The organism is Arthrobacter endolithicus (assembly GCF_026627425.1).
Taxonomy (GTDB): Bacteria; Actinomycetota; Actinomycetes; order Actinomycetales; family Micrococcaceae; genus Arthrobacter_M.
Genome location: NZ_JAPNLH010000007.1, coordinates 29,398 through 54,486, shown reverse-complemented (window position 1 = coordinate 54,486; position 25,089 = coordinate 29,398). Strand labels below are relative to the sequence as shown.

At 63.3% G+C, this 25,089-nt stretch carries 17 protein-coding genes and 1 pseudogene; 12 read left to right on the top strand and 6 right to left on the bottom strand.

Annotated features, from left to right (window positions below; translation table 11 throughout):
• Positions 1-86 precede the first annotated feature (86 nt).
• The 6 genes from OS914_RS07960 to OS914_RS07935 all read left to right on the top strand — a co-directional run bounded on the left by OS914_RS07960 (position 87) and on the right by OS914_RS07935 (position 10,290).
• Positions 87-2,603 (top strand): GcvT family protein, encoded by a 2,517-nt coding sequence (locus OS914_RS07960; protein ID WP_267545528.1) that lies wholly within the window; start codon positions 87-89, stop codon positions 2,601-2,603.
• A 78-nt stretch (positions 2,604-2,681) separates the two neighbouring features.
• Positions 2,682-4,499, top strand: coding sequence for a choline dehydrogenase (gene betA, locus OS914_RS07955; RefSeq protein WP_267545527.1), 1,818 nt, complete (start codon positions 2,682-2,684; stop codon positions 4,497-4,499).
• On the top strand, positions 4,496-6,025 hold the full coding sequence (locus OS914_RS07950) for an aldehyde dehydrogenase family protein (RefSeq protein ID WP_267545526.1): 1,530 nt from the start codon (positions 4,496-4,498) through the stop codon (positions 6,023-6,025). The genes betA and OS914_RS07950 overlap by 4 nt, the downstream gene beginning before the upstream one ends.
• Positions 6,022-7,191: a quaternary amine ABC transporter ATP-binding protein gene (locus tag OS914_RS07945; RefSeq protein ID WP_267545525.1), complete on the top strand. Its 1,170-nt coding sequence runs from the start codon at positions 6,022-6,024 to the stop codon at positions 7,189-7,191. The genes OS914_RS07950 and OS914_RS07945 overlap by 4 nt, the downstream gene beginning before the upstream one ends.
• Positions 7,191-9,215, top strand: a complete 2,025-nt coding sequence (locus OS914_RS07940) for an ABC transporter permease (RefSeq protein WP_267545524.1) — start codon at positions 7,191-7,193, stop codon at positions 9,213-9,215. Before OS914_RS07945 ends, OS914_RS07940 begins: the two co-directional genes overlap by 1 nt.
• Before the next feature lie 100 nt (positions 9,216-9,315).
• Positions 9,316-10,290: an ABC transporter substrate-binding protein gene (locus OS914_RS07935; protein WP_267545523.1), complete on the top strand. Its 975-nt coding sequence runs from the start codon at positions 9,316-9,318 to the stop codon at positions 10,288-10,290.
• Between the two features lie 98 nt (positions 10,291-10,388).
• On the opposite strand, the pseudogene OS914_RS07930 reads toward OS914_RS07935, so the two are convergent.
• Both OS914_RS07930 and OS914_RS07925 read right to left on the bottom strand, forming a co-directional pair.
• Positions 10,389-10,547 (bottom strand): annotated as a pseudogene (locus tag OS914_RS07930) (nucleoside deaminase); the annotation flags it as partial.
• 77 nt (positions 10,548-10,624) lie between these two features.
• A complete protein-coding gene (locus tag OS914_RS07925) occupies positions 10,625-12,130 on the bottom strand; it encodes a PucR family transcriptional regulator (protein WP_267545522.1) in 1,506 nt (501 codons plus the stop codon).
• Between the two features lie 164 nt (positions 12,131-12,294).
• Here OS914_RS07925 and OS914_RS07920 point away from each other — a divergent pair, with 164 nt between their 5' ends.
• From OS914_RS07920 to OS914_RS07895, 6 genes are all read left to right on the top strand, one after another.
• Positions 12,295-13,827, top strand: a complete 1,533-nt coding sequence (locus tag OS914_RS07920) for a purine-cytosine permease family protein (RefSeq protein ID WP_267545521.1) — start codon at positions 12,295-12,297, stop codon at positions 13,825-13,827.
• Between the two features lie 81 nt (positions 13,828-13,908).
• Positions 13,909-14,706 (top strand): creatininase, encoded by a 798-nt coding sequence (locus tag OS914_RS07915; RefSeq protein ID WP_267545520.1) that lies wholly within the window; start codon positions 13,909-13,911, stop codon positions 14,704-14,706.
• A 267-nt stretch (positions 14,707-14,973) separates the two neighbouring features.
• Positions 14,974-16,284: an MFS transporter gene (locus tag OS914_RS07910; protein ID WP_267545519.1), complete on the top strand. Its 1,311-nt coding sequence runs from the start codon at positions 14,974-14,976 to the stop codon at positions 16,282-16,284.
• A gap of 56 nt (positions 16,285-16,340) precedes the next feature.
• The gene (locus OS914_RS07905) at positions 16,341-17,597 is read left to right on the top strand and encodes an aminopeptidase P family protein (protein ID WP_267545518.1); all 1,257 of its coding nucleotides are present in this window, start codon (positions 16,341-16,343) and stop codon (positions 17,595-17,597) included.
• Positions 17,598-17,729: 132 nt separating this feature from the next.
• Entirely contained in the window at positions 17,730-18,533 is an 804-nt protein-coding gene (locus OS914_RS07900) for an IclR family transcriptional regulator (RefSeq protein ID WP_267545517.1), read from the top strand.
• A 61-nt stretch (positions 18,534-18,594) separates the two neighbouring features.
• On the top strand, positions 18,595-19,005 hold the full coding sequence (locus OS914_RS07895; protein WP_267545516.1) for a cupin domain-containing protein: 411 nt from the start codon (positions 18,595-18,597) through the stop codon (positions 19,003-19,005).
• Positions 19,006-19,059: 54 nt separating this feature from the next.
• On the opposite strand, the gene OS914_RS07890 is transcribed toward OS914_RS07895, so the two are convergent.
• The 4 genes from OS914_RS07890 to pcrA form a co-directional block, all read right to left on the bottom strand.
• Positions 19,060-20,202 carry an LOG family protein gene (locus OS914_RS07890; protein ID WP_267545650.1) on the bottom strand — a complete coding sequence of 381 codons (1,143 nt, stop codon included), beginning with the start codon at positions 20,200-20,202 and terminating at the stop codon, positions 19,060-19,062.
• A gap of 175 nt (positions 20,203-20,377) precedes the next feature.
• Positions 20,378-21,280 carry a succinate--CoA ligase subunit alpha gene (sucD, locus tag OS914_RS07885; protein ID WP_267545515.1) on the bottom strand — a complete coding sequence of 301 codons (903 nt, stop codon included), beginning with the start codon at positions 21,278-21,280 and terminating at the stop codon, positions 20,378-20,380.
• 12 nt (positions 21,281-21,292) lie between these two features.
• Positions 21,293-22,462, bottom strand: a complete 1,170-nt coding sequence (gene sucC, locus OS914_RS07880; protein ID WP_267545514.1) for an ADP-forming succinate--CoA ligase subunit beta — start codon at positions 22,460-22,462, stop codon at positions 21,293-21,295.
• A 205-nt stretch (positions 22,463-22,667) separates the two neighbouring features.
• Positions 22,668-25,082, bottom strand: a complete 2,415-nt coding sequence (gene pcrA, locus OS914_RS07875; RefSeq protein ID WP_267545513.1) for a DNA helicase PcrA — start codon at positions 25,080-25,082, stop codon at positions 22,668-22,670.
• Positions 25,083-25,089: the final 7 nt, after the last annotated feature.

Genomic DNA, 25,089 nt, shown 5'->3' with positions numbered 1-25,089 from the left:
AATCAAGCCCGCGCCCGCCTCGCCTGTCCCTCAACCATTCCTGCGCCTGCCGGTCTGCGCAGCCTAAGCCCCTTGGAGATTATTCAATGACCACCTCACCCCGCGTCGTGATTATTGGCGCCGGCATTGTCGGAGCGAACCTGGCCGATGAGCTGGCCAGCCGCGGCTGGACCAATACGACCGTCGTCGAACAGGGTCCCCTGCACCTTGCGGGCGGCTCCAGCTCGCATGCACCGGGACTGGTTTTCCAAACAAATGCGTCCAAGACCATGAGCACGTTTGCCGGCTATACAGTGGAGAAGCTGCTTTCGCTGCGCGCCGACGGTATGAGCTGCTTTAACCAGGTGGGCGGTCTTGAGCTGGCGACCACCGAGGCCAGGCTGGCCGAGCTGCACCGCAAACTTGGCTATGCGACCTCCTGGGGCATCGAGGCGCGCGTCATGGATGCGGACGAATGCGAAAAACACTATCCGCTCCTTGGCCGGGACCAGATCTTGGGCGGGCTCTATGTGCCCACCGACGGGCTGGCCTCCTCGGCACGGTCCGTCCGCCTGCTGATCGAGCGGTCCGCCGCAGCCGGGGTGACCTTCGTCGGTTCAACGCCCGTTCTTGCCATTGAGCAGCGCGGCGGCAAGGTCACCGGCGTCCGCACCCCGGATGCTCTGATTCCCGCCGACATCGTTGTTTCCTGCGCCGGCTTTTGGGGACCGAAGATCGGCGACATGGTCGGTATGGCTGTGCCGCTGCTCCCGCTGGCCCACCAATATGTGACGACGACGGCGCTGCCGGAGCTGGCGGGCAGGAACGAGCTGCCCGAGGGCGCACAGCTGCCGATTCTGCGGTATCAGGACAGGGACCTTTATTACCGCGAACACGGCGACCGGATCGGCATCGGTTCCTACGCCCACCGTCCCATGCCGGCGGATCTGGACCGGCTCCCGCGCGTCGGCCCGGCCGAGATGAATGAACGCCTCATGCCCTCGCGGCTGGACTTCACCGAAGAGGATTTCCTGCCCTCTTGGGCGGACAGCCAGTCGCTAATGCCGGCCCTGCAGGGGGCGGCAATCGCCGACGGCTTCAACGGCATCTTCTCGTTCACTCCCGACGGCGGCCCACTGGTGGGAGCCTGCGCGCAGGTGGAGGGCTTCTACTTGGCCGAGGCCGTCTGGGTCACCCATTCGGCAGGTGTGGCACGGGCCGTGGCGGAACTGCTGGTCGAAGGCCAGTCCCGTACCCCGTTGCACGAATGCGAGGTTTCGCGCTTCGAGGAAGTGCAGACTGCCGAAAGCTACGTCGGTGAAACCTCGCAGCAGAACTTCGTGGAGATCTACGACATTCTGCACCCGTTGCAGCCCCGGGTCTCCCCCCGGGAATTGAGGGTGAGCCCGTTCAACGTCCGGCAGAAGGAACTCGGGGCCTTCTTCCTGGAATCCGCCGGCTGGGAGCGTCCACACTGGTTCGAGGCCAACCGCGGTCTACTCACCGAGCTGCCGGTCGAATGGCAGCCGCCAGAGCGCGAGCCATGGGCCGCCCAATTCTCCTCCCCCATTTCCGCCGCCGAAGCGTGGAAGACGCGCACCGCCGTCGCCCTTTACGATATGACCCCGCTTAAACGTCTGGTCATTTCGGGGCCCGGGGCGCTGGCGCTGCTGCAGCGGCTGAGCACCGGCCAGATCGCCAAGAAAACAGGAGCTGTGACCTACTGCCTGCTGCTGGCCAACGACGGCGGTATCCGCAGCGACATCACGATCGCCCGGCTCGACGAGGACACCTTCCAAGTCGGCGTAAACGGCAACATCGACCTCGATTACTTCAGCACCGAGGCGCGGAAACAGACCGCCGCGGACGTGGCCCAATGGGTCCAAGTCCGGGACAGCACGGGCTCCACCTGCTGTATCGGGCTCTGGGGGCCTCTGGCGCGGACGGTGATGTCGAAGGTCAGTGCGGACGACTTCAGCAACGACGCGCTGCGCTACTTCCGCACTAAACACGTGCGCATCGGCGGCGTCCCGGTGACCGCGATGCGGCTCTCCTACGTTGGCGAGCTGGGCTGGGAGCTGTACACGACGGCGGAGAACGGGCTCCGGCTCTGGGACGTGCTCTTCGAAGCGGGGCAGGAGCATGGCATCATCGCGGCCGGCCGCGGAGCCTTCAACAGCCTGCGGCTGGAAAAGGGCTACCGGCTCTGGGGCACCGACGTCACACCCGAGCACGATCCGTACCAGTCCGGTCTTGGCTTCTCCGTCAGCAAAGCCAAAACCGGAGAGGACGACGGCGGCAAGGCCGTCGATTTTGTCGGCACCGCAGCGCTGGCGCGCCGCCGGGAAAAACCCGCGGCCCAGGAGCTGCGCTGCCTGACGGTCGACGACGGCACGTCGATCGTGCTGGGCAAGGAACCGGTATATGTCCACGGCGAACCCGTTGGGTATGTCACCAGTGCCGCCTACGGCTACTCCATCGGCAAACCGATTGCCTATGCGTGGCTGCCCGCAGCGACCGCCGTGGGGGACGCGGTCGAGATCGAATACTTCGGCCGCCGGATCCGGGCCACGGTCACCGCCGAACCACTGGTGGACCCGGGCATGGAACGCCTCCGCGGCTGACACGGCAACCGAGCAACCGGCTCCGCACATCACCACATCCGGCCCGATTATTTTATCCCGTACGAGGAGACCCGCATCATGACGGACAAGAGCTACGACAGTGTTGAGGACGACGGTGTTCAGGACGACGATGTTGAGGATAACGGCGTGGTTAAAACCAACGCTGTGAAGCATGACGGTGTTAGCTATGACTTTGTGATTGTCGGCGGCGGCAGCGCCGGTTCGGTGCTGGCCGACCGGCTCAGCGCCAACGGCACCCGAACGGTCCTGGTCCTGGAGGCCGGTCGCAGTGATTACCCCTGGGACCTGTTCATCCAAATGCCGGCGGCGCTTACCTTTCCCAGCGGAAACCGGTTCTATGACTGGCGCTACCAATCAGACCCCGAACCGCGCATGGCCGGACGGAGGGTCGCGCATGCGCGGGGGAAGGTGCTGGGCGGGTCAAGCTCGATCAACGGCATGATCTTCCAGCGCGGCAATCCTTTGGACTACGAGCGCTGGGCCGCGGATCCCGGGATGGAGAGCTGGAATTACGCGCATTGCCTGCCCTATTTCAAGAAGATGGAGAACGCCCTGGCTGCGGCCGGGGACGACGAGCTGCGCGGACACGATGGGCCACTGGTGCTTGAACGCGGGCCGGCCCGGAACCCGCTGTTCCAGGCCTTCTTCCAAGCAGCCCGGCAGGCTGGCTACCCACGGACCAATGATGTTAATGGGTACCGGCAGGAAGGGTTTGGCCCCTTTGACCGAAATGTGCACAAAGGACAGCGGCTCTCCGCATCCCGGGCCTATCTTCGCCCGAACCGCCGCCGAGACAACCTCAATGTGCTCACCCGCGCGTTCGTCACGAAAATCAACTTCACCGGCACGGTTGCCACGTCGGTCAGCTACCGCAGGAACGGGCGGCGACACACCGTGCACGGCGCGGAAATCATCCTGTGCGGCGGTGCCATCAACACACCGGCGCTGCTGCAGCTTTCCGGCGTGGGCGATGCTGCGCACCTACGGCAGCTGGGCATCGCGTCCGTGGCGGACCTGCCCGGCGTGGGCGAAAACCTGCAGGACCATTTAGAGGTCTACATCCAGCATGCCTGTACCCAGCCTGTGTCCCAGCAGCCGAGTCTAAGCCTGTGGCGCTACCCGTTCATTGGTCTACAGTGGCTACTGGGCCGCACCGGACCGGCCGCTACCAACCACTTTGAGGGCGGAGGTTTTGTCCGCTCCAACGAGGACGTCGCCTACCCAAACCTGATGTTCCACTTCCTGCCCGTCGCGGTGCGCTACGACGGGCAGAAAGCCGCCGCCAAACACGGCTACCAGGTGCACATCGGACCGATGTATTCCGATTCCCGCGGCAGCGTGAAAATCCAATCCACGGATCCGCGCCGCCATCCGTCGTTGAAGTTCAACTACCTCTCCACCGCCCAGGACAGGCGCGAATGGGTTGAGGCGGTGCGCATTTCCCGGGACATTCTGGGCCAGGCCGCCATGGGAGCGTTTGACGGCGGCGAGCTCTCCCCCGGACCGAAGGTACAGACCGACGACGAGATCCTCCGGTGGGTGGCACGGGATGCCGAGACCGCGCTGCACCCCTCCTGCACCGCCAAAATGGGACCGGCATCCGACCCAATGGCGGTCGTAAATCCGCTGACCATGCGGGTTCACGGCACCGGCGGCCTGCGGGTGGTCGATGCGTCCGCGATGCCCTATGTGACCAACGGCAATATCTACGCTCCCGTCATGATGCTCGCCGAGAAGGCGGCCGACCTGATCCTTGAGAAGACTCCGCTGCCGGCCCAGGCCGCAGACTTCTACCGACACCCCGGGCACGGACCCGCACCGGCGGAAACAGCATCGGCGGAAACGGCTGCCACCCTCGACAGGACGAAATCATGAGCGCGGCGCAGTCCGTGGACCTCGGGGTCCAGCTGGCCCGCGGCATCTACGCCGGCGGAGCGTGGCTGCCCTCCGCTGACGGCGGCGTTCGGCTCATCAGCTGTCCCGCGGATGGCACAGCCGTTGCAACAGTGGCCGAGGGCAGCACGGCCGACGCCGAAGCAGCCATCGCCAGCGCCCGACACAGCTTTGACGACGGCCGCTGGCCGGCGACGCCCGAAAAGGAACGCGGACGAATCCTGGCGTGTGCGGCGGATCTGCTCGGGCGGGACAAGTCTGCCTATGCCAGGGCGGAGGCCTTGGATACCGGCAAGCGCTATGCCGAGGCCGAATTCGACATCGACGACGTCATTTCCTGCTTCCGGTACTACAGCGGCATCGCCGGCACGGACGCCGGCCGCGTGATCGACACGGGCCAGCCCGGGGCCATCAGCAGGATCGTGCATGCGCCCATCGGCGTCTGCGGCCTGATCACACCTTGGAACTATCCGCTGCTGCAGACCTCCTGGAAAGTGGCACCGGCCCTGTTGGCGGGGAACACGTTCGTGCTCAAACCCAGTGAGCTGACGCCGTCGACCGCAATCCTGCTGATGGAGACACTGGCGGAGGCAGGAGTTCCTGCCGGCGTGGCCAACCTGGTGACCGGCTCCGGACCGGTGGTCGGCGCCGTGCTGGGCACCGATCCTCGGGTGGACATGGTCTCATTCACCGGCGGCCTGGCAACGGGCAAGCTTTTGATGGCAGCCGCGGCCGACACCGTGAAGCGCGTGGCGCTCGAGCTCGGCGGCAAGAACCCGAACGTTGTCTTTGCCGACGCCGATCTGGACGCCGCTGTCGACCACGCGCTGACGGCCGTTTTCCTGCATTCGGGCCAGGTCTGCTCCGCTGGTGCACGGCTGATCATTGAAGAGTCGATCCACGCCGACTTTGTAACCGAGGTCACCCGGCGGGCACGGCTGATCCGTCTCGGCGGTCCGTTTGATGACAACGCCCAGACCGGTCCGCTGATCTCCATCGCCCATCGGGCCAAGGTGCACTCCTATGTTCAGGACGGCCTGGCCGAAGGCGCCCGCTTGCTCTGCGGCGGATTCATTCCGGACGACCCGGACCTGATGGGCGGAAGCTACTACCCGCCGACCATTCTCGATGGCTGCCACAGCACCATGCGCGTGGTGCAGGATGAGTCCTTTGGCCCGGTACTGACGGTGGAGACCTTCAGCACCGAGCAGCAGGCCATCAGCCTGGCCAACGACACCATCTACGGGCTCGCGGGTGCGGTCTGGACCAAGGATGGTGCGCGCGCCCAGCGTGTGGCGTCCGCACTGCGGCACGGAACTGTGTGGATCAACGATTATCACCCCTACGTTCCGCAAGCGGAATGGGGCGGCTTCGGCCAATCGGGGAACGGACGGGAACTGGGAGTTGCCGGCCTCGCGGAATACCGGGAAATAAAACACATCTGGCAAAACATTGACCCGGGTCCCGGCAACTGGTTCGACCCATCGACGGCAGGAGCACAGCGATGAACAGCCCCGTTATTTCGGTCCGCAATCTGTGGAAAGTCTTCGGTTCCGGAGGTGAAAAGGTTCCCGGAGACGCCGGGCTGTCCGGACAAAGCTCCGCTGAGCTGCTCGAACGCACCGGCTGCGTGACGGCCGTGCGGAACATGAATTTCGACGTTGCCAAAGGCGAAGTGTTCGTAGTGATGGGGCTTTCCGGATCGGGGAAGTCAACGCTGATCCGCTGCCTCACCCGGTTGATCGAGCCAACATCCGGGCAGGTACTGGTAGACGGCAGGGATGTGCTTCAGGCCGGTACTTCGGAACTGCGCGAGCTGCGCCGGCGCAAGATCTCCATGGTGTTCCAGCATTTCGGCCTGCTCCCGCACCGCACAGTGCTGGACAACGTCTCCTATGGCCTGCAGATCCGGGGTACGGCAAAAAACGAGCGGTACAACACGTCCCAGGAGATCATTGACCTCGTGGGCCTCACGGGCTACGAACAGCACTATCCCGACCAGCTCTCCGGCGGCATGCAGCAGCGCGTCGGATTGGGACGGGCCTTGGCCGGCGACCCGGACACCATCCTCTTCGACGAACCCTTTTCAGCCCTGGATCCGCTGATCCGCCGCGATATGCAGGCCGAGGTGATCCGGCTACACAAGGAAATGGGAAAGACCATGGTCTTTGTCACACACGACCTGTCCGAGGCGCTCAAGCTCGGTGACCGGATCCTGATCATGCGCGACGGCGAGATGGTCCAGGTGGGCTCCGGTGACGAACTCGTGGGTTCCCCGGCAGACAGCTACATTGCTGACTTCGTCTCCGAGGTACCGCGGGCCGACGTCCTGACGCTCAAATGGATCACCAAGACGGTGGCGCCCAGCACCGCCCATGATGCTCCCGTCTTATCCGTTGGGACGTTGATCAGGGATGCCATTCCCGTGGTGATGAGCACCACCTCGCCGGTGTTGGTGTCCAATGGCGACGGAACAATTCTGGGCCAGATAGACCGGGACGCAATCCTGTCGGTTATCCACGGCTCCGGCAGCCGTACGTCCGACGGCCCGGCGTCCGGCAACCGTACTTCCGTCGACGCCGCCTCCCCCGCCCCGGGCAGCCACCACGATGAGGCCGTCCCCATTAAGGAACTACCCCGGGAAAAGGTCTCCGGCCAGGAAGCAGTGGTCTGATGGCTACCCTGCTGCGGGACCGCCCGATCGCGGCGGGCAGGGCCACCGGTGGCCCCGCGAGCGCCCACCGGTTCAGCCGCCGTACCCGGCTGCTGTTGGCGGCCGCAGTCCTGTGGCTGCTCGGGTTTTTGTTGCTGCGGGGATCCGGCACGCTGGCACTGCCCGCCTCGGAGCTGACGGACCTGCACCGGAGCCTTAACCTCTTCAATGGCTGGATCGCGGAGAACCGCGACGGAAATCCCGTCTTCATGTACATCCTCACCCCCCTGCGCAGCGCCGTCGGGCTGGTCGCCGGCTTCTTCATGGCCATCTTTGCGGCCAGTCCCACCGGCGAAGTCATCCCCGTCCTGGGTTGGCTGGGTACCGTCGCCGTGCTGACCTGGATCGCGTTCGCGATCGGCAACGTTAAGGTCGCGCTGCTGACCGCCGTCGTCTTCACGTTTTTCGGGGTCCAGGGATTGTTCATCGATGCGGCCAACACCTTTGCCCTGGTGCTCACAGCCGTACTGTTGACTTTGATCGTCGGGATTCCATTGGGGGTGCTGGCCGGGACCAGCAACCGGGTGCAGAAGGTCCTCACGCCGGTGCTGGACTTCATGCAGACGATGCCCACGTTTGTGTACCTGGCGCCGCTGGCACTGATCTTTCTGATCGGCCCCGCGTCTGCGGTCATCGCCACCGTCATCTACGCCGCTCCGCCGGTCATCCGGCTTTCCTCCCACGGCATCCGCAGCATCCCCGAGAACACCAGGGAGGCCTCCGATTCGCTCGGCACCACCGGCTGGCAGCGGCTGTACACCGTGCAGCTGCCGATGGCACGCCGGACTATTGTGATGGGCATCAACCAAAGCACGATGGCCGCCTTGTCCATGGTGACCATTGCGGCCCTGATCGCCGCCCCGGGACTGGGTCAGGTCGTCGTCGTCGCCCTGCAGTCCCTGGACGTGGGAACTGCCGTCAACGCCGGGCTCGCCATCGTCCTGATGGCCATCGTATTGGACCGCGTCACCACGGCGGCCAGCCAGCGGGCCGAGCCAAGTGCCCGGCGGGCGAGAAGGCTCTCCGGGCGGGCCCGGTACATCGTCCTGGCAGGCACGCTGCTGCTGACCCTCGGGATCGTGCAGGTTTCCCGCAGCGTACTGTGGGCAGCCGTCTTCCCTGCGCGCCTGAACATGGGGGCGGCCATCAGCGACGGCGTCACCGCCGCCAGCGGCTGGCTGCAGACGAATCTGTACTTCCTGACCCATTCCTTTCGTGAGTCGGTGACGGTTGGCATTTTGAACCCGTTCCAATCGCTGTTGACCGAGACGCCGTTTTATCTCCTGGTGGTCGTGATTGCCATCGCCGCCTACGCCATTGCCGGTTGGAAGCTGGCAGCTGTGACCACCTTCTGCCTGGCTGTGATCGTCTCCCTGGGCCTATGGAACGATGCCATGGTCACGCTCGCCAGCACCCTGCTGGCGACCGTGATCGTGATGCTGCTGGGCGTGGTCTTCGGCGTGGCGATGGGACGGTCGCGTCGGATAGATGCGGCCATGCGGCCGATGCTCGACGCCGGTCAGACCATGCCGGCGTTTGTTTATCTGGTTCCCTTCCTCGGATTGTTCGGTGCCACCCGCTTCACGGCCATCGTTGCCGCCATCATTTACGCCGCTCCGGTGGCCATTAAGATCACCGCCGACGGCATTGCCGCCATTTCGCCCACGGTGGTGGAGGCGGCCGTTTCCAGCGGCTCCACCCCGTGGCAGGTCATCAGCAAAGTCCAGCTCCCGATGGCTCGGAAAACGCTTGCACTGGCCGCCAACCAGGGTCTGATGTATGTCCTGGCGATGGTGGTCATTGGCGCCCTGGTCGGCGCCGGCGGTCTGGGCTATGACGTGGTCGCGGGCTTCGTCCAGAGCTCGGTCTTCGGGAAGGGCCTGGCGGCGGGACTGGCCATCGTCTTCCTCGGTATCCTGCTGGACCGCATAACCCAAGCCGCCGCTTCGACCCCGGGCAGGAAGCCGGGTGCCCGAAGGACCTGACCCCAGGCATTCCGACCCCAGCATTCCCCCCGGATGCCGACCCCAGTTTCCACCGATGGCATTTCCGGCAGTACCGCCCCCACCGTAAAGAGAGAGAACAATGTCCAGAACCGCAGGGCTCCTCAAACGCAGTCTCCCCGCCGCCGCCGCGACAGTCGGGGCGCTCATGCTGCTCACCGGCTGCGGCAGCGCAGCAGTGAATCAGGCGGCGCCCGGCGCCGCGGCCAAAACCGACTGCGGGACGGTCAACGTCGCTTTGAACGCCTGGGTCGGCTACACCGCCGATGCCGCGGTGTACAACTACGTGGCCACCAACAAGCTCGGCTGCACGGTGGTGGAAAAGAACCTGAACGAGCAGATCTCCTGGCAGGGATTCGCCTCCGGCCAGGTGGACGTCATCATGGAAAACTGGGGTCATGATGATCTGGCGAAACAGTACATTACCGATCAAAAGGTCGCCGTCGACGCCGGCCTGACCGGGAACGTGGGCCACATCGGCTGGTACGTACCGCCGTGGATGGCGGCAAAGTATCCCGATATCACGGACGGCAAAAACCTAAACAAGTACGCGGACCTGTTTAAAACGTCCGAGTCCGGGGGCAAGGGGCAGGTCCTTGACGGCGATCCGGCCTTCGTGACCAACGACGAAGCGCTGGTGAAGAACCTCAACCTGAACTACAAGGTGGTCTTCTCCGGCTCCGAAGCTGCGCTCATCCAGTCCTTCCGGACCGCGGAAGCGAACAAGACGCCGCTGCTGGGTTATTTCTACGACCCTCAGTGGTTCCTCTCGGAAGTTCCACTGGTCAAGGTAGAACTCCCGGCCTGGACTCCCGGTTGCGACGCCGACCCGGAGAAGGTCGCGTGCGACTACCCGGAGTACAAGCTGAACAAGATCATCTCCCAGAAGCTCGCCGACAGCGGCTCGCCGGCAGCGAAGCTGGCCACGGCCTTCACCTGGACCAACGAAGACCAGAATTCCGTGGCCAAGGATATTCAAGGTGGCATGAAACCTGACGCGGCCGCCAAGAAGTGGGTCGATGCGCACGGCAGCGTCGTGGACGGCTGGTTGAAATAGATCGGTATATCCGAGTGACGTGTGGGTCCACCCGGCGACGGGGCGGACCCTCGCGTCGCCGGCATCGTACGGGGTAAAACGCCACCATCCGCTCGGCTTTAGTCAGCGATGTCCTCGGCCCAAAGTTCCGGATGGTCGCGTTGGAAGCTGCGCATCATGTCGATGCAGCGCTCATCGTCCAGGACCACCACCTCCACTCCGCGGGCGCACGGTGCGAGCGTGGACTACAGCACCGTATCGCGGTAGCTTTTTTGCCTCAAATGCCGGATCGGTCATCTGCCTTCTCCTTGCTCGTGATGCGCAACATTTTTCGTCCAGCAGTCACGCCATGCCGTCAGCGCAGTCGTGAAGCGTGCACGTGATGCGGGAGGGCTGCGGCTAGCCGAACGGCCAGATGCAATCCAGCCATCTTGCCCGTGCCGCGAGGATCTCCGCCCAGCAACTCGAATATCCTGGTGAGCCGATTGTGCATGGACTGGCGCTCCAGAAACAGCATCCGGGCCGCTTCCGCCGTATTACAGCCGGTTACGAGCCACTGGTCGAGGGTTTCCAGGAGCCTGGTACCCCGGCGTTTATCGTACTCGAGTAGTTCGCCGACCAATTCCTGGGTCAGGTGGGCCACAGTCAACGCCGGCAGCGCACCGGCGGCCAGCCGCTCCACCACAAAGTTTTCGCTGTCCCACAGGTTATTGCCGACCTTGGACGCCGGACCTAGGGAATGCGCAAGCTTGGCCTCGCTCAAGGACCAATGCGCCAAGGTGGCATCGACGACCGTTGGGCCCATGACCCCAGTGACGGCAATTTCGGCGAGCTCCTTCTCCAATGTCTCCAGTATGCTGAACCGTCGCTGCCGGGTCCCTGCGTTTCCCAACGGGATCAGGGCATAGACGTTTCCGCCCTCCTGATAGGTCCGCACACCGGGGCAGCACCGACGCACCGCGCGTTCCGCGCTCCCCTGGATATTGGCCAGACCTATCCTCCGGAACTCCATCATCAGCACGGACTGGTCGGTGGGGAATCCGGCTATCGCGCAAAACTCCTTCACCTGCGCCGCCCCGGAACCATCCAACACCGCCCGCATCAGGGTCGTGTCCGCGACCTGGGACAGCGTCGGCTGGTAACGCTGCGACAGGGCCAGAGCCAGCGTTCCGCTGAGCCGCTCACCGATGGTCCGGAGCACGGCAGCGTCGCTGCTGGCCCGGCGGTGGATGGCCAGTTTCGCAGTCGCGATGCCACCGATGAAGATTTCCACCTCAGTGAGTTCGGCCTGTTCCATCGGCTCACCAGCCGTTTCCAGAACGGCTCCGTGCAGATCCATCAGCACCACCTGCGTCTTCAGCGATTTCGCCAGGAGGTCCATCAGCGTCGACAAGGTGGCGCCGGAGGCCAGCGCTTCCATCAACTGCTGGGCTATGGAGTCGGCTGTCTGCAGGGCGGCAATCTGCTTCGAGACGATGCGTCGGTTAATGTCTTCGGCCACGTCCACGAACGGGACAACTGATTGAAACTCGATGAGGGGCAGGGATGATTCTTCGGCGGCCTGAACCAGTTCCGGCGAAAGCTTACGGCTTAATCCGGCCGTTTCGATGACAAGGGCGCTGATGTGCCGCTCGGCCAGTCGGCGGATGTAGTCCTGCTGTGCAGCTGGCTTAAGTCCCAAGAGAGCTGCTCCTCCCGTCAGCAGAAGCTCTTCCCCGCGCAGGAGCGGGGCGATTTGCAGCACCTCACTTGAATGGACCCAGCGGACCGAGTTCACCGCGATCATCTCCTTGCCAGCGCGGATACGCGGGCGGCCCGCGCGCACGAGTTCGTTGTCCAGCACCTCAGCCAGAGGAAGCATCACTCATTCCCTTCGTTAGCCGCAGGCGGCTTGAAAACAGCCCGGCGATGGACACTGTGTCAAGTTCCATCGGAGGCAATGTGGACACTTGTAACATATCATGTGGTGTCGATCACACGTAAACTTCTGCAGGGACCTTCAATCAGCGGCGGAAAGAGTAACCAGTGAAACAAAGATCGGCGACTAAATCTGAAGACGCCACCCAGGAAGTAGAAGACATTCTCCAGCCAGTGCCGGAATCGGCGCGGACTACAAAACTCTCGGGTCAGTTCTGGATCTGGGCAGGTGCCAATGTGGCCCCCATCAACTGGATCCTCGGCGCACTGGGAATCCAATTGGGGCTCGGCCTTTCCGATACGCTCTTCGTGCTCATTGTCGGAAACCTGATCGGCATGCTGGGTTTCGGCTTCTTCGTCATCTTGGGCCAGAAAACCGGTGCCACAGGGATGTTGCTCTCCAGAGGCGCCTTCGGGCGCCGGGGCGCCTACCTGCCAGCGGCAATCCAAGCCACGATTGCCATCGGATGGGCGGCTGTGAATACCTGGATCATCCTGGACCTGGTCATGGCCCTCTTCGCACTGATCGGTTGGGTGGACCCGGCGGCTTCAAATTTCGGCTGGCGCATCGGCACAGCCGGCGTCATCATGAGCATCCAGGTCATTATCTGCTACCGCGGTTACCACGCCATCGCCAAGTTTGAGCGCTGGACGATGCCGCCCACGATCGTGGTCCTCATCGCCATGTCCATCCTCGCGTGGACACACTTGAACATCGATTGGTCCTACGCAGGCCCGGCAGGAGAAGTCCTCACCGGAATGCCCCGCATCGCCGCGATGTCCGGCGTCATGACCGCCATCGGGATCGGCTGGGGAATTGGCTGGTTCACCTACGCACCGGACTATTCGCGGTTTGTGAGCAAGAAAATACGACCGTCGAAACTGTTTACTGTCAGTGTGCTGGGCCAGTTCCTGCCGGTCGTTTGGCTCGGCATCCTGGGCGCCAGCCTCGCCACCAAGAACGGAAGCGCGGACCCGGGGGCTCTCATCGTGGAGAATTTCGGCACGTTTGCCATTCCTGTCATCCTGCTGGTCATCCATGGTCCGATCGCCACCAACATCATCAACATGTACACCTTCGGTGTCGCGGTGCAGGCGCTCGATGTCAAGGTGTCCCGCAAGAAACTGTCCATCCTGGTCGGCGTCCTTTCTATGCTCGCCGTAATCGGCTTCATGTTTGCCCGCAACTTCGGTGAATTGCTGGACACTTGGCTGATCGCGATAGTGGCGTGGGTTGCCACCTGGGGGGGCATTATGGCCGTGCACTATTTCGTCTTTGAACGCCGGCACAAGAACTTCAGCTATCTGTTCCTCCCCCCGGAGAAAACCCACCTCAAGGCGTTCAATCCGGTCGCATTCATCGCATTCTTCGCCGGGATCGTGATGACCTGGATGTGCATGTACGGCGCGATCCCCGCCCTACAGGGACCCATCGCCACAGCCTTGGGCGGAATCGATTTTTCCTGGTTGGCCGGCACCATCACCTCCGCGGGCCTATATTTCGCGCTCGGCTACCCTCGCTTCCGCAGGCGCATCCGGGCAGGTGTGCCCTTAGGCGTCCGCCTCGACCTACAGGACGATGCCGTGCTGGCAGAGCATGGCGATGCCTGCGCGGAGAAAATCCCGGAACCCGTGGCCTGAGCCCGCACCTCCGCTGCGGCGGCCATTTCACCCGCCGCAGCGTTCGTTTTTTGCACGCCGCACCCACCAAGGAGCACCACCATGGGCACGTCAGTATTTCTGGAAGACCTGGACGCCTTCGCCTACCGCAAGGCTTTGGCGTCCGGGGAGGCAATTGTCCTCATCCCTGTCGGGTCGCTGGAGCAGCACGGGCCGCATTTGCCGCTGGGGACGGACACAATCCTGTCCACGCATTTCGCGCAGGCGGTGGCCACGCGACTGGGGGCGCTCGTTGCCCAGCCCATCGCCTACGGCTACAAGTCCCAGCAAAAGTCCGGTGGCGGCAACCACCTCTGCGGCACCACCAGCCTCGATGGTGCCTCGCTTATTAGCGTGGCGCGCAACCTGGTTAAGTCCTTTTTGAACCAGGGGGTCCGGCACGTGGTTTTCGTGAACGGGCACTTCGAGAACTACCAGTTCCTCTATGAGGGGATCGACTTAGCCTTGGAGGAACTCGGGATCGGACCGGGCGCGAAGCCAAGCGTGCTGCTGCTGTCCTACTGGGACTTTGTCGCCCCGGACACGCTGGCTCAGGTCTACCCCGACGGCTTCCCCGGGTGGGAGATCGAGCATGGCGGGGTTCTGGAGACCTCGCTCATGCTCTACCTAGAGCCGGCCAGAGTGGCCATGGACCGTCTTGTCGATGGTCCGGCCGCGGTGCTGCCGCGGTTTGACCGACTCCCCGTGGTGCCGGACCGCACGCCCGCCACTGGCTGCCTGTCCTCAGCAGCCGGGTCGAGTGCGGCCAAGGGTGAACTGCTCCATGACCAGGTGGTTGACGATCTGGCCATGGACCTGGCCAGCGAACTGGTTCTCGAGCCCGCAGGTGTGCCGGCCTAGCGGCGCCCTTTCCTGTCCGCGGCGCAAATATCCGCCCTGCGACGTCGGTGCCGCAACCAGATACTTCCGGCCGCGGCGCGGTTTTCGTAGGCAATCGGCAAACGCAAGCCGTGATCCCTTGACAGTGATCCGCACCACACATAGTCTGGTGCAACAGCGTTGCATTCAATGCAACCCCAAAACCTTTTGGTGGACTTCATGACTAATCACAAATCCTCAAGTGTCGGGCGGTCGGCAACTGTGTCTGCCGCGGGCGGGTCGACGAGCGTGACTGAACCAACTACCCCGCAGGCACCCCACACCATAGATCCAGGCATTCGCCGCCGGGTCATTGGTGCCAGTTTCATCGGCAACTTCGTCGAATGGTTCGACTACGCCGTCTATGGCTACCTGGCCGTCACCATCGCCGGGGCATTTTTCCCCGAGGCGGACAAGCAAACAGGTCTGCTGCTGACCTTCGGACTGTTCGCGGTATCCTTCTTCGTTCGCCCCTTGGGAGGATTCGTTTGGGGTCACATTGGCGACAAGGTGGGCCGCAAGAACGCCCTGTCGCTGTCTATCCTGATCATGTCCGCCGCCACGTTCGCGATCGCCCTCATCCCGGGCTACAACGCCATCGGCATCTGGGCGCCCATTACCCTGTTGGTAGTGCGCGTTGTGCAGGGCTTCTCCGCCGCAGGCGAATATGCCGGAGCCTCGGCCTTTCTGGTCGAATACGCTCCGCCGAACCGTCGCGGCCTGTACGCCGCGGTGGTCCCGGCCAGCACTGCCGCGGGCCTGCTCCTGGGCTCCTTGCTTGCCGCGGTCCTATCTCTGACCCTCAGCCCGGATCAAATGAACGGATGGGGATGGCGGCTACCGTTCCTGCTGGCCGCCCCGATGGGCCTGATCGGCCGCTACATCCGCGTCAAGCTCGAGGACACCCCTGCATTCCGGGCCTTGGAGAATGAAGATGATGTTATCAAAGCCCCGGTCATGTCACTTTTCAAGAACCACTGGAGGTCCCTGTTGCTGGCCGTGGGCGCTGTGCTGCTCAACGCCGTGGGGTTCTATGTGATTCTCAGCTACATGCCCACCTACCTCAGCACGGAACTGCACTTCGGGGCGACGGAATCCTTCCTGGCCACTACGATCGCCCTGCTGACCTACATTGGCTTCATCTTCCTCACCGGCCTCGCCTCGGACCGCTTCGGCCGCAAACGGGTGCTCATCACCGCTTCGATACTCTTCGTTGTTCTCACCGTCCCGCTTTTCATGCTCCTGGACACCGGAAGCTTCGCTGTGATCCTCGTCGTGCAGATCGTGCTCGGCGCCATGCTGACGCTCAATGACGGCACCCTTCCGAGCTTCCTGGCCGAGTTGTTCCCGACCAGGGTCCGCTACAGCGGCTTTGCAGTGAGCTTCAACCTCTCCAACGCCATCTTTGGCGGCACTGCCCCGTTTGTGGCAACGGCGCTGATCGCCATGTCCGGATCCAAACTGGCACCGGGCTGGTACCTGATGGCGGCAGCCGTCGTCTCGCTGATCGCGGTGGCCTGTGCCAAGGAAACTTCCAAGGCCCCTCTTCAGGCGAAGTAGCCACACCTCCCGATTCTCCCCTCAGTTTCACAACGCACTATCTATAAGGAGCAACAATGAGCATCAGCACTCCCGTCAACGCCACCTCGGTATCCGAGCTGGAACGCCTCAAGGTCCTGCACAACGGCGAGAAGGTGCAGTTGACCTTTTCCAACGCCGAAATGGAGCGGCGGATTGCCGGTCTTCGGGAAATCATGGCAGCGAAGGAGCTCGATGCCGTTGTCCTGACCAGCTACCACAGCATCAAGTACTACTCGGACTTCCTCTTCACCTACTTCGGCCGCTCCTACGCCATGGTGGTCACTGCTGACGACACCGTCACCGTGACGGCGAACATCGATGCGGGCATGCCGTGGCGGCGCAGTTACGGCGACAACGTGGTCTACACGGACTGGCGCCGGGACAATTACATATTTGCGATCCAGGAGGCCCTTCGCACCCGCGGTGTTAACGTCCGCCGGCTCGGCGTCGAGGACGACTCCCTGCCGTTGGATATCCGCAACAAGATCCAGGCCGCCTTCGGCGGTGCCACCCTGGTGGACGTGGCACAGGCCGCCATGCGCCAGCGCATGATCAAGTCCGCGGAAGAAATCGCCGTGATCAAGCACGGTGCCCGCATCGGTGATCTGGGCGGCGAAGCCATCCGCAACGCCATCAAGGTCGGCATTACCGAGTATGAGGTCGCCCTGATCGGCACTGAAGCCATGGTGCATGAAATTGCCCGCACGTTCCCCGACTCCGAGATCCGCGATACCTGGGTCTGGTTCCAGTCCGGCATCAACACCGACGGTGCCCACAACTGGGCCACCACGCGCAAGCTGCAGGAACACGACATCCTGTCCCTGAACTGTTTCCCGATGACCAGCGGCTACTACACCGCGCTGGAGCGCACCCTGTTCCTGGGCGAGCCCGATGCACGCTCTTTGGAACTGTGGAACGTCAACGTCGAAGTCCACAAGCGTGGACTGGAACTGATCAAGCCCGGCGCCGTTTGTAAAGATATTGCCGCCGAGCTCAATGAGATCTACGTGGACCGCGGCCTGCTCGCCAACCGGACCTTCGGTTATGGGCACTCCTTCGGCGTCCTGAGCCACTACTACGGACGCGAAGCGGGCCTGGAACTGCGTGAAGACATCGATACGGTGCTTGAACCGGGCATGGTGGTTTCGATGGAACCGATGATCACCGTGTTGGACGGCCAGGCAGGCGCCGGCGGCTACCGCGAACACGACATTCTGGTGGTCGGCACGGACGGCGCGGAGAACATCACCAAATTCCCGTTCGGTCCTGAGCACAACATTGTGGGAGCCTAAGACAGGAAACTAGGCGCAGGCCGGTCTGGACAGCAGCGCAGTCCGGACGGCAGCGCAGCACGAATCGACCGGTACATGCGGCGCCACGTTTCGGTGGCGCCGCATTCGGCCGGTAAATTCAAAGGGGAAGTCATGACTACCACCGCAATCCGGGATTCCGCCGAAGGCGAAGGCCGTGGAAGCTCCGTCATTGTCAACGCGATTGCGGTCCTGCGATGCTTTTCCACGGAGGAACCACTGCTGGGCGTCACGGAGATCGCCTCCCGGGTCGGCCTGCACAAGAGTACGGTTTCACGCATCATGGCAACCTTTGAGGCCGAAAACCTGGTGCGTCAAGATCCAGAAACACGTCGCTACACTTTAGGACTGGGCCTGATCGCGGTCGCGGGCCCTCTGTTGGCAGACCTGGAGGAGCGGCGCGTCGCCTACCCCGTGCTGCAGGAATTGACCGAACGGACCGGTGAAACCAGTGCGCTGATGGTCTGGGATAACGATGAATCCATGTGCGTGGAGCAAATTGCCAGCCGCCATCAGGTCAAGCACACCACTCCCTTGGGCACCCGTTACCACGATTGTTTCAGCTCATCAATCCAGGTCTTTCTGGCGCACGAACCCGTTGAACGGGCGCGCAGCCTGCTCACCAACGGGACTATTACCTTCCCGGGAATGGATGACGAGGCCCTGGAGGCCTACCTGATCCGGCTCAAGGAGACGTCCGCCCGAGGCTACGCCACCAACTATGGAGAGACGTCCGTGGACGAAGCCAGTGTGGCCGCCCCGGTTTTTGATCACCGCGGGAATGTCGTCGCCGCGGTGTTGATACCCGCCCCGAGATTCCGCGTCTCGATCGAAACGCTGCATATCCTCGCCGCCGCCTGCACAGATGCCGCAACTAAAATCACTACCCGGCTCGGCGGCGTCGTTCTCCGCGGTTGAAAATTCACACCCGCCCACATGGTCGGGCTGCCGGCCACAATCGAAAGGGCCCTAACACCACATGATTGAACATTCCGGCGAACATGCCTTTGACTACCGGCTGCACGGCGGCTCTCCGGTCCGCATGCAGTGGCTTTTCTTCGACCAGTCGAACCTTGGGATTGCCGTCCAAACCTGGGAGCTCCCGCCCGGCGGCTGCGAAGGAATGCATGCCCACACGGACGACGATATGGCACTCGAAGAAATCTATATTGTCACCGAAGGAACCGGGCAGATGGAGGTCAGTGGTGAGACATTCGACATCTCTGCTGGGGACTCGGTATTGGCCAAAGTGGGTGCCAGCCATGACCTGCGCAACACCGGTACCGGTCCACTGAAACTCGTGGTCGTTTGGGGAGCGCCCGGAGCCTCGGATTTTTCGGGTTTTGGCTCAGCGCAGCTGGCCCGACAAGTGAGGCAAACCACACCATAGCTGACTGCATGGTAACTCCTTACCGGAGGCCAGCGAGAGCACTGGGTCCGGAATTTACCGGACGCGGCCGGCGCGCCGTCTCAGGACCGCCAGCGCGTCATCCGGCGTTTCGACCAGATGCAGGTGGCCTTCCATGGGCCGCCCCTTGGCCAGCAGCTGGAGCAGTGGCCAGACGGGAAGGGTGTTTTCCCAGTACTCCTGGCCGACCAAGATCATCGGTGCCACCGCTTCTGGCGCGGCATAGTAGTTTTCACAAGCGTCCTGGAAAATTTCCTGCACGGTTCCGGCGGCCCCCGGAAGGAAAACAATGCCACCCGTGCAGCGGCTGAGCAGCACCGCCTCCCTGATCGAATTGGCAAAAAACTTCGCTATACCGGTGGCAAAAACGTTGGGCGGCTCGTGACCGTAAAACCACGTCGGAATGCCCAAGTTGGCCGTTCCGGAAGGATAACGATCGACGACGGCGAGGGCAGCAGCTGCCCACGCCGAGACCGATGGACGGAACCCCGGGACCGCCGCCAGGGACTCCAGCGCACCGTCCAGATCGCCGACGACGTGCGCGGAGAGGTACGCGCCCAGATTCGCCGCCTCCATGGCGCCCGGTCCGCCGCCGGTGGTGACCACAAATCCCGACAGCGCCAGCAGCCTGCCAAGGCGGGCGGCGTCGTCGTACTCCTTGCTGCCGCGAACTGCCGCGTGCCCACCCATCACGCCGACCAGTTTCCGCCCGGCCGACGGCCCGCTGTGCGCGGATGAATGGTCCGGCACGCTGTTGCCGAGGAGTCCATCGAGCGCATCGCCGATCGCATGGTCGTGCATTGCCGTGGCAAGGGTGGCATCCAGCCCGGGATGCGCACCGGACCGTAAGGTCCACTGATAGATGCGGGCATCCAGCGTCTGCTCATAGGTGCTGGTCTTCACACCGGCATACAGTTCCGCTCCGGTGTAGAGGCGGCCCCGGTACGAGTCGAAGGGAATTCCGGGAAGGAAGGGAAAAATCAAGGCACCGCGTGAGCGAAGATCCGACTCCGCGCCGGCGGCGAAGCTGCAGCCGAGAAACACCGCACCGGCCGCGTCCATTCGGGCCAGGACCGGGGTGCGGCCACGCAGATCGAGGGACTGCAGGTGCCAGCCGTGCATACTCGTGGCACCTGCTTCCACCAGTTTGTCGAATCGAAGCAGGTCGGCAACTTCCATGCTGCGGGGTTTGGACGAGATCGGAGCATTCACCGGTACAGCCTACTGGCAGTCCGCGGGGATCGTGGCCGTGCCGACCATGTCCTGACCCTGCAACGCGAAACCCCCGCCGTCCGGCCGGAAACGGCGGACAACGGGGGTTGGCGTGCGGTGGCCGCGCTCGGCCCGGGGTAAATCAGAGGGCGGCGTAAACCTCGCGCAGCAGGGCGGCCGTCTCGGAGGGCGTTTTGCCGACCTTGACTCCGGCAGCTTCGAGAGCTTCCTTTTTGGCCTGCGCCGTGCCCGCGGAGCCGGAGACGATGGCGCCGGCATGGCCCATGGTCTTGCCCTCGGGCGCAGTGAACCCGGCAACGTAGCCCACAACCGGCTTGGTCACGTGGGCCTTGATGTACTCGGCAGCGCGCTCTTCTGCATCGCCGCCGATTTCACCGATCATCACGATGGCCTTGGTGTCCGGATCCGCCTCGAAGGCGGCCAAGGCATCGATGTGCGTGGTCCCGATGACTGGGTCTCCGCCGATGCCGATGGCGGAGGAGAAGCCCAGGTCACGCAGTTCGAACATCATCTGATAGGTCAGGGTGCCGGACTTGGAGACCAGGCCGATCGGTCCCTTGCCGGTGATGTTGTTCGGCGTGATGCCAACCAGAGCCTCCCCGGGGGTGATGATGCCGGGGCAGTTCGGCCCGATAATGCGGGTGACCTGATTCCCGGAAGCGTCAACCTTGGACTGGGCCAGTGCCCAGAACTCAGCCGAGTCCTGGACGGGCACGCCTTCGGTGATGACAACGACGAGCGGCACGGATGCCTCGATGGCCTCCACGACCGCGTCCTTGGTGAAAGCCGGGGGAACGAACACGATGGAGACGTCGGCGCCCGTTTGGGCGACGGCTTCTGCGACCGTGCCGTAGACGGGCAGCTCAACAGCGCCATGCCTGACGGTGGTGCCGGCCTTGCGTGCGTTCACGCCGCCTACAACCTGGGTCCCGGCTTTGAGCATCAGGGCGGTGTGCTTGGTGCCTTCGCCGCCGGTGATGCCCTGGACGATGACCTTGGAATCTTTGTTCAAGAAGATAGACATGTCTGCAAACCTCTACTTCGAAGCGTTGGCGAGCTCGGCAGCCTTGTCGGCGCCCTCGTCCATCGTGGCGGCCAGGGTGACCAACGGGTGGTTGGCCTCGTTGAGGATGCGGCGGCCTTCCTCGACGTTGTTGCCGTCGAGGCGGACTACCAGCGGCTTGTTCGCGGCGGAGCCCAGCTCGGCCAGTGCACCAACGATGCCCTTGGCGACGGCGTCGCAGGCGGTGATACCGCCAAAGACGTTCACGAACACGCTCTTGACCTGCGGGTCGTTGAGGATTACGTCCAGGCCGGCAGCCATGACCTCGGCGGAGGCTCCACCGCCGATGTCCAGGAAGTTGGCGGGCTTGACGCCGCCGTGGTTCTCGCCGGCATAGGCGACAACGTCAAGGGTAGACATGACCAGGCCGGCGCCGTTTCCGATCACGCCTACCTCGCCGTCGAGTTTGACGTAGTTCAGGTCCGCTGCCTTGGCCTTGGCCTCGAGCGGGTCGGCCGCTGCGGCGTCCTCCAGGTCAAGATGGCCCGGGTGGCGAAAGTCGGCGTTCTCGTCCAGGGAGACCTTGCCGTCCAGGGCGAGGATATCGCCGGCACCGGTGCGCACCAGTGGGTTGACCTCCACAAGCGTTGCGTCTTCTTTCTTGAAGACGTCCCACAGCTTGATGATCACGGCGGCGACCTTCGGGGCCAGCTCCGCGGAGAACCCCGCGGTCTCAACGATCTCGTTGGCCTTGGCCTGATCGATACCGATTTCCGGGTCCACGGCAACCTTGGCCAGCGCATCGGGGCGCTCGACGGCCAGGACCTCAATCTCCACGCCGCCTTCAACTGAGCACATGGCCAGGTAATTGCGGTTGGCGCGGTCCAGCAGGACGGAGAAGTAGAACTCCTCGGCAATGTCTGCACCCTGGGCGATCATGACCGTATTGACGGTGTGGCCTTTGATATCCATGCCGAGAATCGCGGAGGCATGCTCGAACGCTTCATCAGCGGTCTTTGCAACCTTGACGCCGCCGGCCTTTCCGCGGCCGCCAACCTTTACCTGAGCCTTGACGACCGTGACGCCGCCAATTTTTTCGGCTGCCTCTTTGGCCTCTTCCGGGGTGTGCGCCACGATGCCGGCAAGCACGGGAACACCGTGCGCCTCAAACATATCGCGCGCCTGATATTCAAACAGGTCCACAGGTTGCGTCCTTCTACGTCGAAGTAGTGTTTATTTCATTCTTGCGACTGCGGAGCGCCCGGCCTGCTCGTCCGGAGACGGATTACAGACCTGCTGCCCCACTGGAATTTTAGTCCAGGGCTGCGGTCCACCAATACAGACTACCCGCTTCGTGGGAAAGCACACACGGACCGCTGCCCGAGGCCGCCGCCGGAGCCTGCGGGCGTCAGTGCACCTTGGTCAGCGGCGCGTAACGCAGCAGCAGGCGTTTCTCGCCGACGTCGAACTTCACCTTCGCGACCGTCTTGTCTCCGGCGCCCTCCACCGAGAGAACCGTGCCGTTGCCGAAGCTGGTGTGATTGACCTTATCGCCCACGCAGACGGCAACCACCTCCTTCTGCGGCTGCACCCGGCCGGCGACGCTGCGGGCCGAAATACTCGGCGGGAGCTGCCCGGAGTCCCGGCCGCCTACTGAGCTGCCCGCTCCCCAGAAGGAGCCGCCGTAGCGGTTGGCACCGAATCCCTCGGAAAAGCCACCCTGGGACATGGTCCGGACAGTGCCTTCGCGCTTCCATTGGATCAGCTCGGCCGGGACTTCCTCAATAAACTGGCTCGCCGGGTTGTACTGGCTCTGCCCCCAGAGACTGCGGACTTCCGCCCGGGTCAGGTACAGGCGTTTGCGGGCACGGGTCAGGCCCACATACGCAAGCCGGCGTTCCTCCGCCAGTTCGGCCGGATCCGAGGCAGAGCGCGAGTGCGGAAAAATCCCGTGTTCCATCCCGGTCAGGAACACCACGGGAAACTCCAGGCCCTTCGCGGTGTGCAACGTCATCAGCGTGACAACGCCCAGCCGCTTGGCTTCGGCCACCGCCGCTGCCGCTTCTGCAGCAGTTCCTCCCGGGGCATCCGGGATCTGGTCGGCGTCCGCGACCAGGGAGACCTGCTCCAGGAACTCGCCGAGGGTTCCCTCCGGATGATCCCGCTCGTATTCGCGCACCACGGCAACCAATTCCGCGAGGTTCTCCACCCGTGACTCATCCTGGGGATCCGTACTGGCGCGCAGACCGGCCAGGTATCCGGTCTGCTCCAGCACTGCTTCCAACGCCGCGGCCGCACCGGATCCGGCGGCCACCACGGCCAGATCATCCATTAACTTCACAAATCCGGTCACCGCATTCACACTTCGGGTGGCCATCGCCGGGGCCTCATCGGCCCGCCGCAGGGCGGCCATGAAGGAGATCCGGTCCCGTTGCGCCAAAGCGGCCACCGCGCCTTCGGCCCGATCCCCGATGCCCCGCTTTGGCTCGTTGACAATACGCCGAAGGTTTATGTCGTCATCGGCATTTACCAGCACGCGTAGATAGGCCAGAGCGTCCTTGATTTCCTTGCGTTCATAGAACCGTGTGCCGCCCACCACCTTGTACGGAAGTCCCACCCGCAGCAGAATTTCCTCGATTGAGCGCGACTGCGCGTTGGTGCGGTAGAAAATCGCTATGTCGCCGGGTCGAAGCTCCGTTGCGTCCTGCAGCCGGTCAATCTCCTCCGCAATGAATCGTGCTTCCTCGTGCTCGTTCTCCGCGACGTAGCCAACAATCTTCTCGCCGTCGCCCTCCGCGGTCCAAAGCCGCTTTTCGGGCCGGTTCGGGTTCCGCGAAATCACTGCGTTGGCGGCGCTGAGGATGTTTTGCGTGGACCGGTAATTCTGCTCCAGCTTGATGGTCTGCGCGTTCGGGTAGTCCTTGGCGAACTCCACGATATTGCGGATATCGGCGCCGCGGAAGGCATAAATGGACTGATCTGAATCCCCCACCACCGTCAGTTCCGCCGGGGACGGGGCCAGCACGCCGTCCTCCACCGGCAGGGTCAACTCGCGCACCAGCGCATATTGGGCGTGATTGGTGTCCTGGTATTCGTCCACCAGGACATGCCGGAAGCGCCGGCGGTAATAGTCCGCGACGCCCGGGAAGGCCCGGAAAATGTAGACGGTCTGGGCTATCAGATCGTCGAAGTCCATGGCGTTGGCCTGCCGCAACCGCTGGGTGTACCCCTTGTAGACCTCGGAAACCGCTTGCTCAAAGGGATCATTGTGGTTGGCCTCGGTCGAGTACTCATCGTCATCGATGAGCTCGTTTTTCAGCGCTGACATCTTGTGCTGGATCGCTTTCGGGGCGAACCGTTTTGGATCCAGGTCCAGTCCCTTGGCCACCAGCGTGATCAGCCGCAGTGAATCCGCGGAATCGTAAATGGAGAAATTGGAGTTCAGCCCCACGTTGCCGGCCTCGCGACGCAGAATCCGCACGCAGGAGGAGTGGAACGTTGAGATCCACATGCTCTTGGCCCGTTCACCGACCAGCGAACCAATCCGTTCGCGCATCTCCGCGGCGGCCTTATTGGTGAAGGTAATGGCCAAAATCTGCCCGGGATGTGCCTTGCCGGTAGCCAGCAGGTAGGCGATCCGATGGCTGAGCACCCGGGTCTTCCCGGATCCGGCGCCAGCGACGATCAGCAGCGGCGAACCGGTATGCCGTACGGCCAGTTCCTGCTCGGGATTGAGTCCAACGAGCAGATCCTCGGCGCTCGGCAGCGCTGGGGCAGAGGTGGACGCCTGGGGCGTGGGGCGAGGGTCAAACAACATATCCATGGTGATC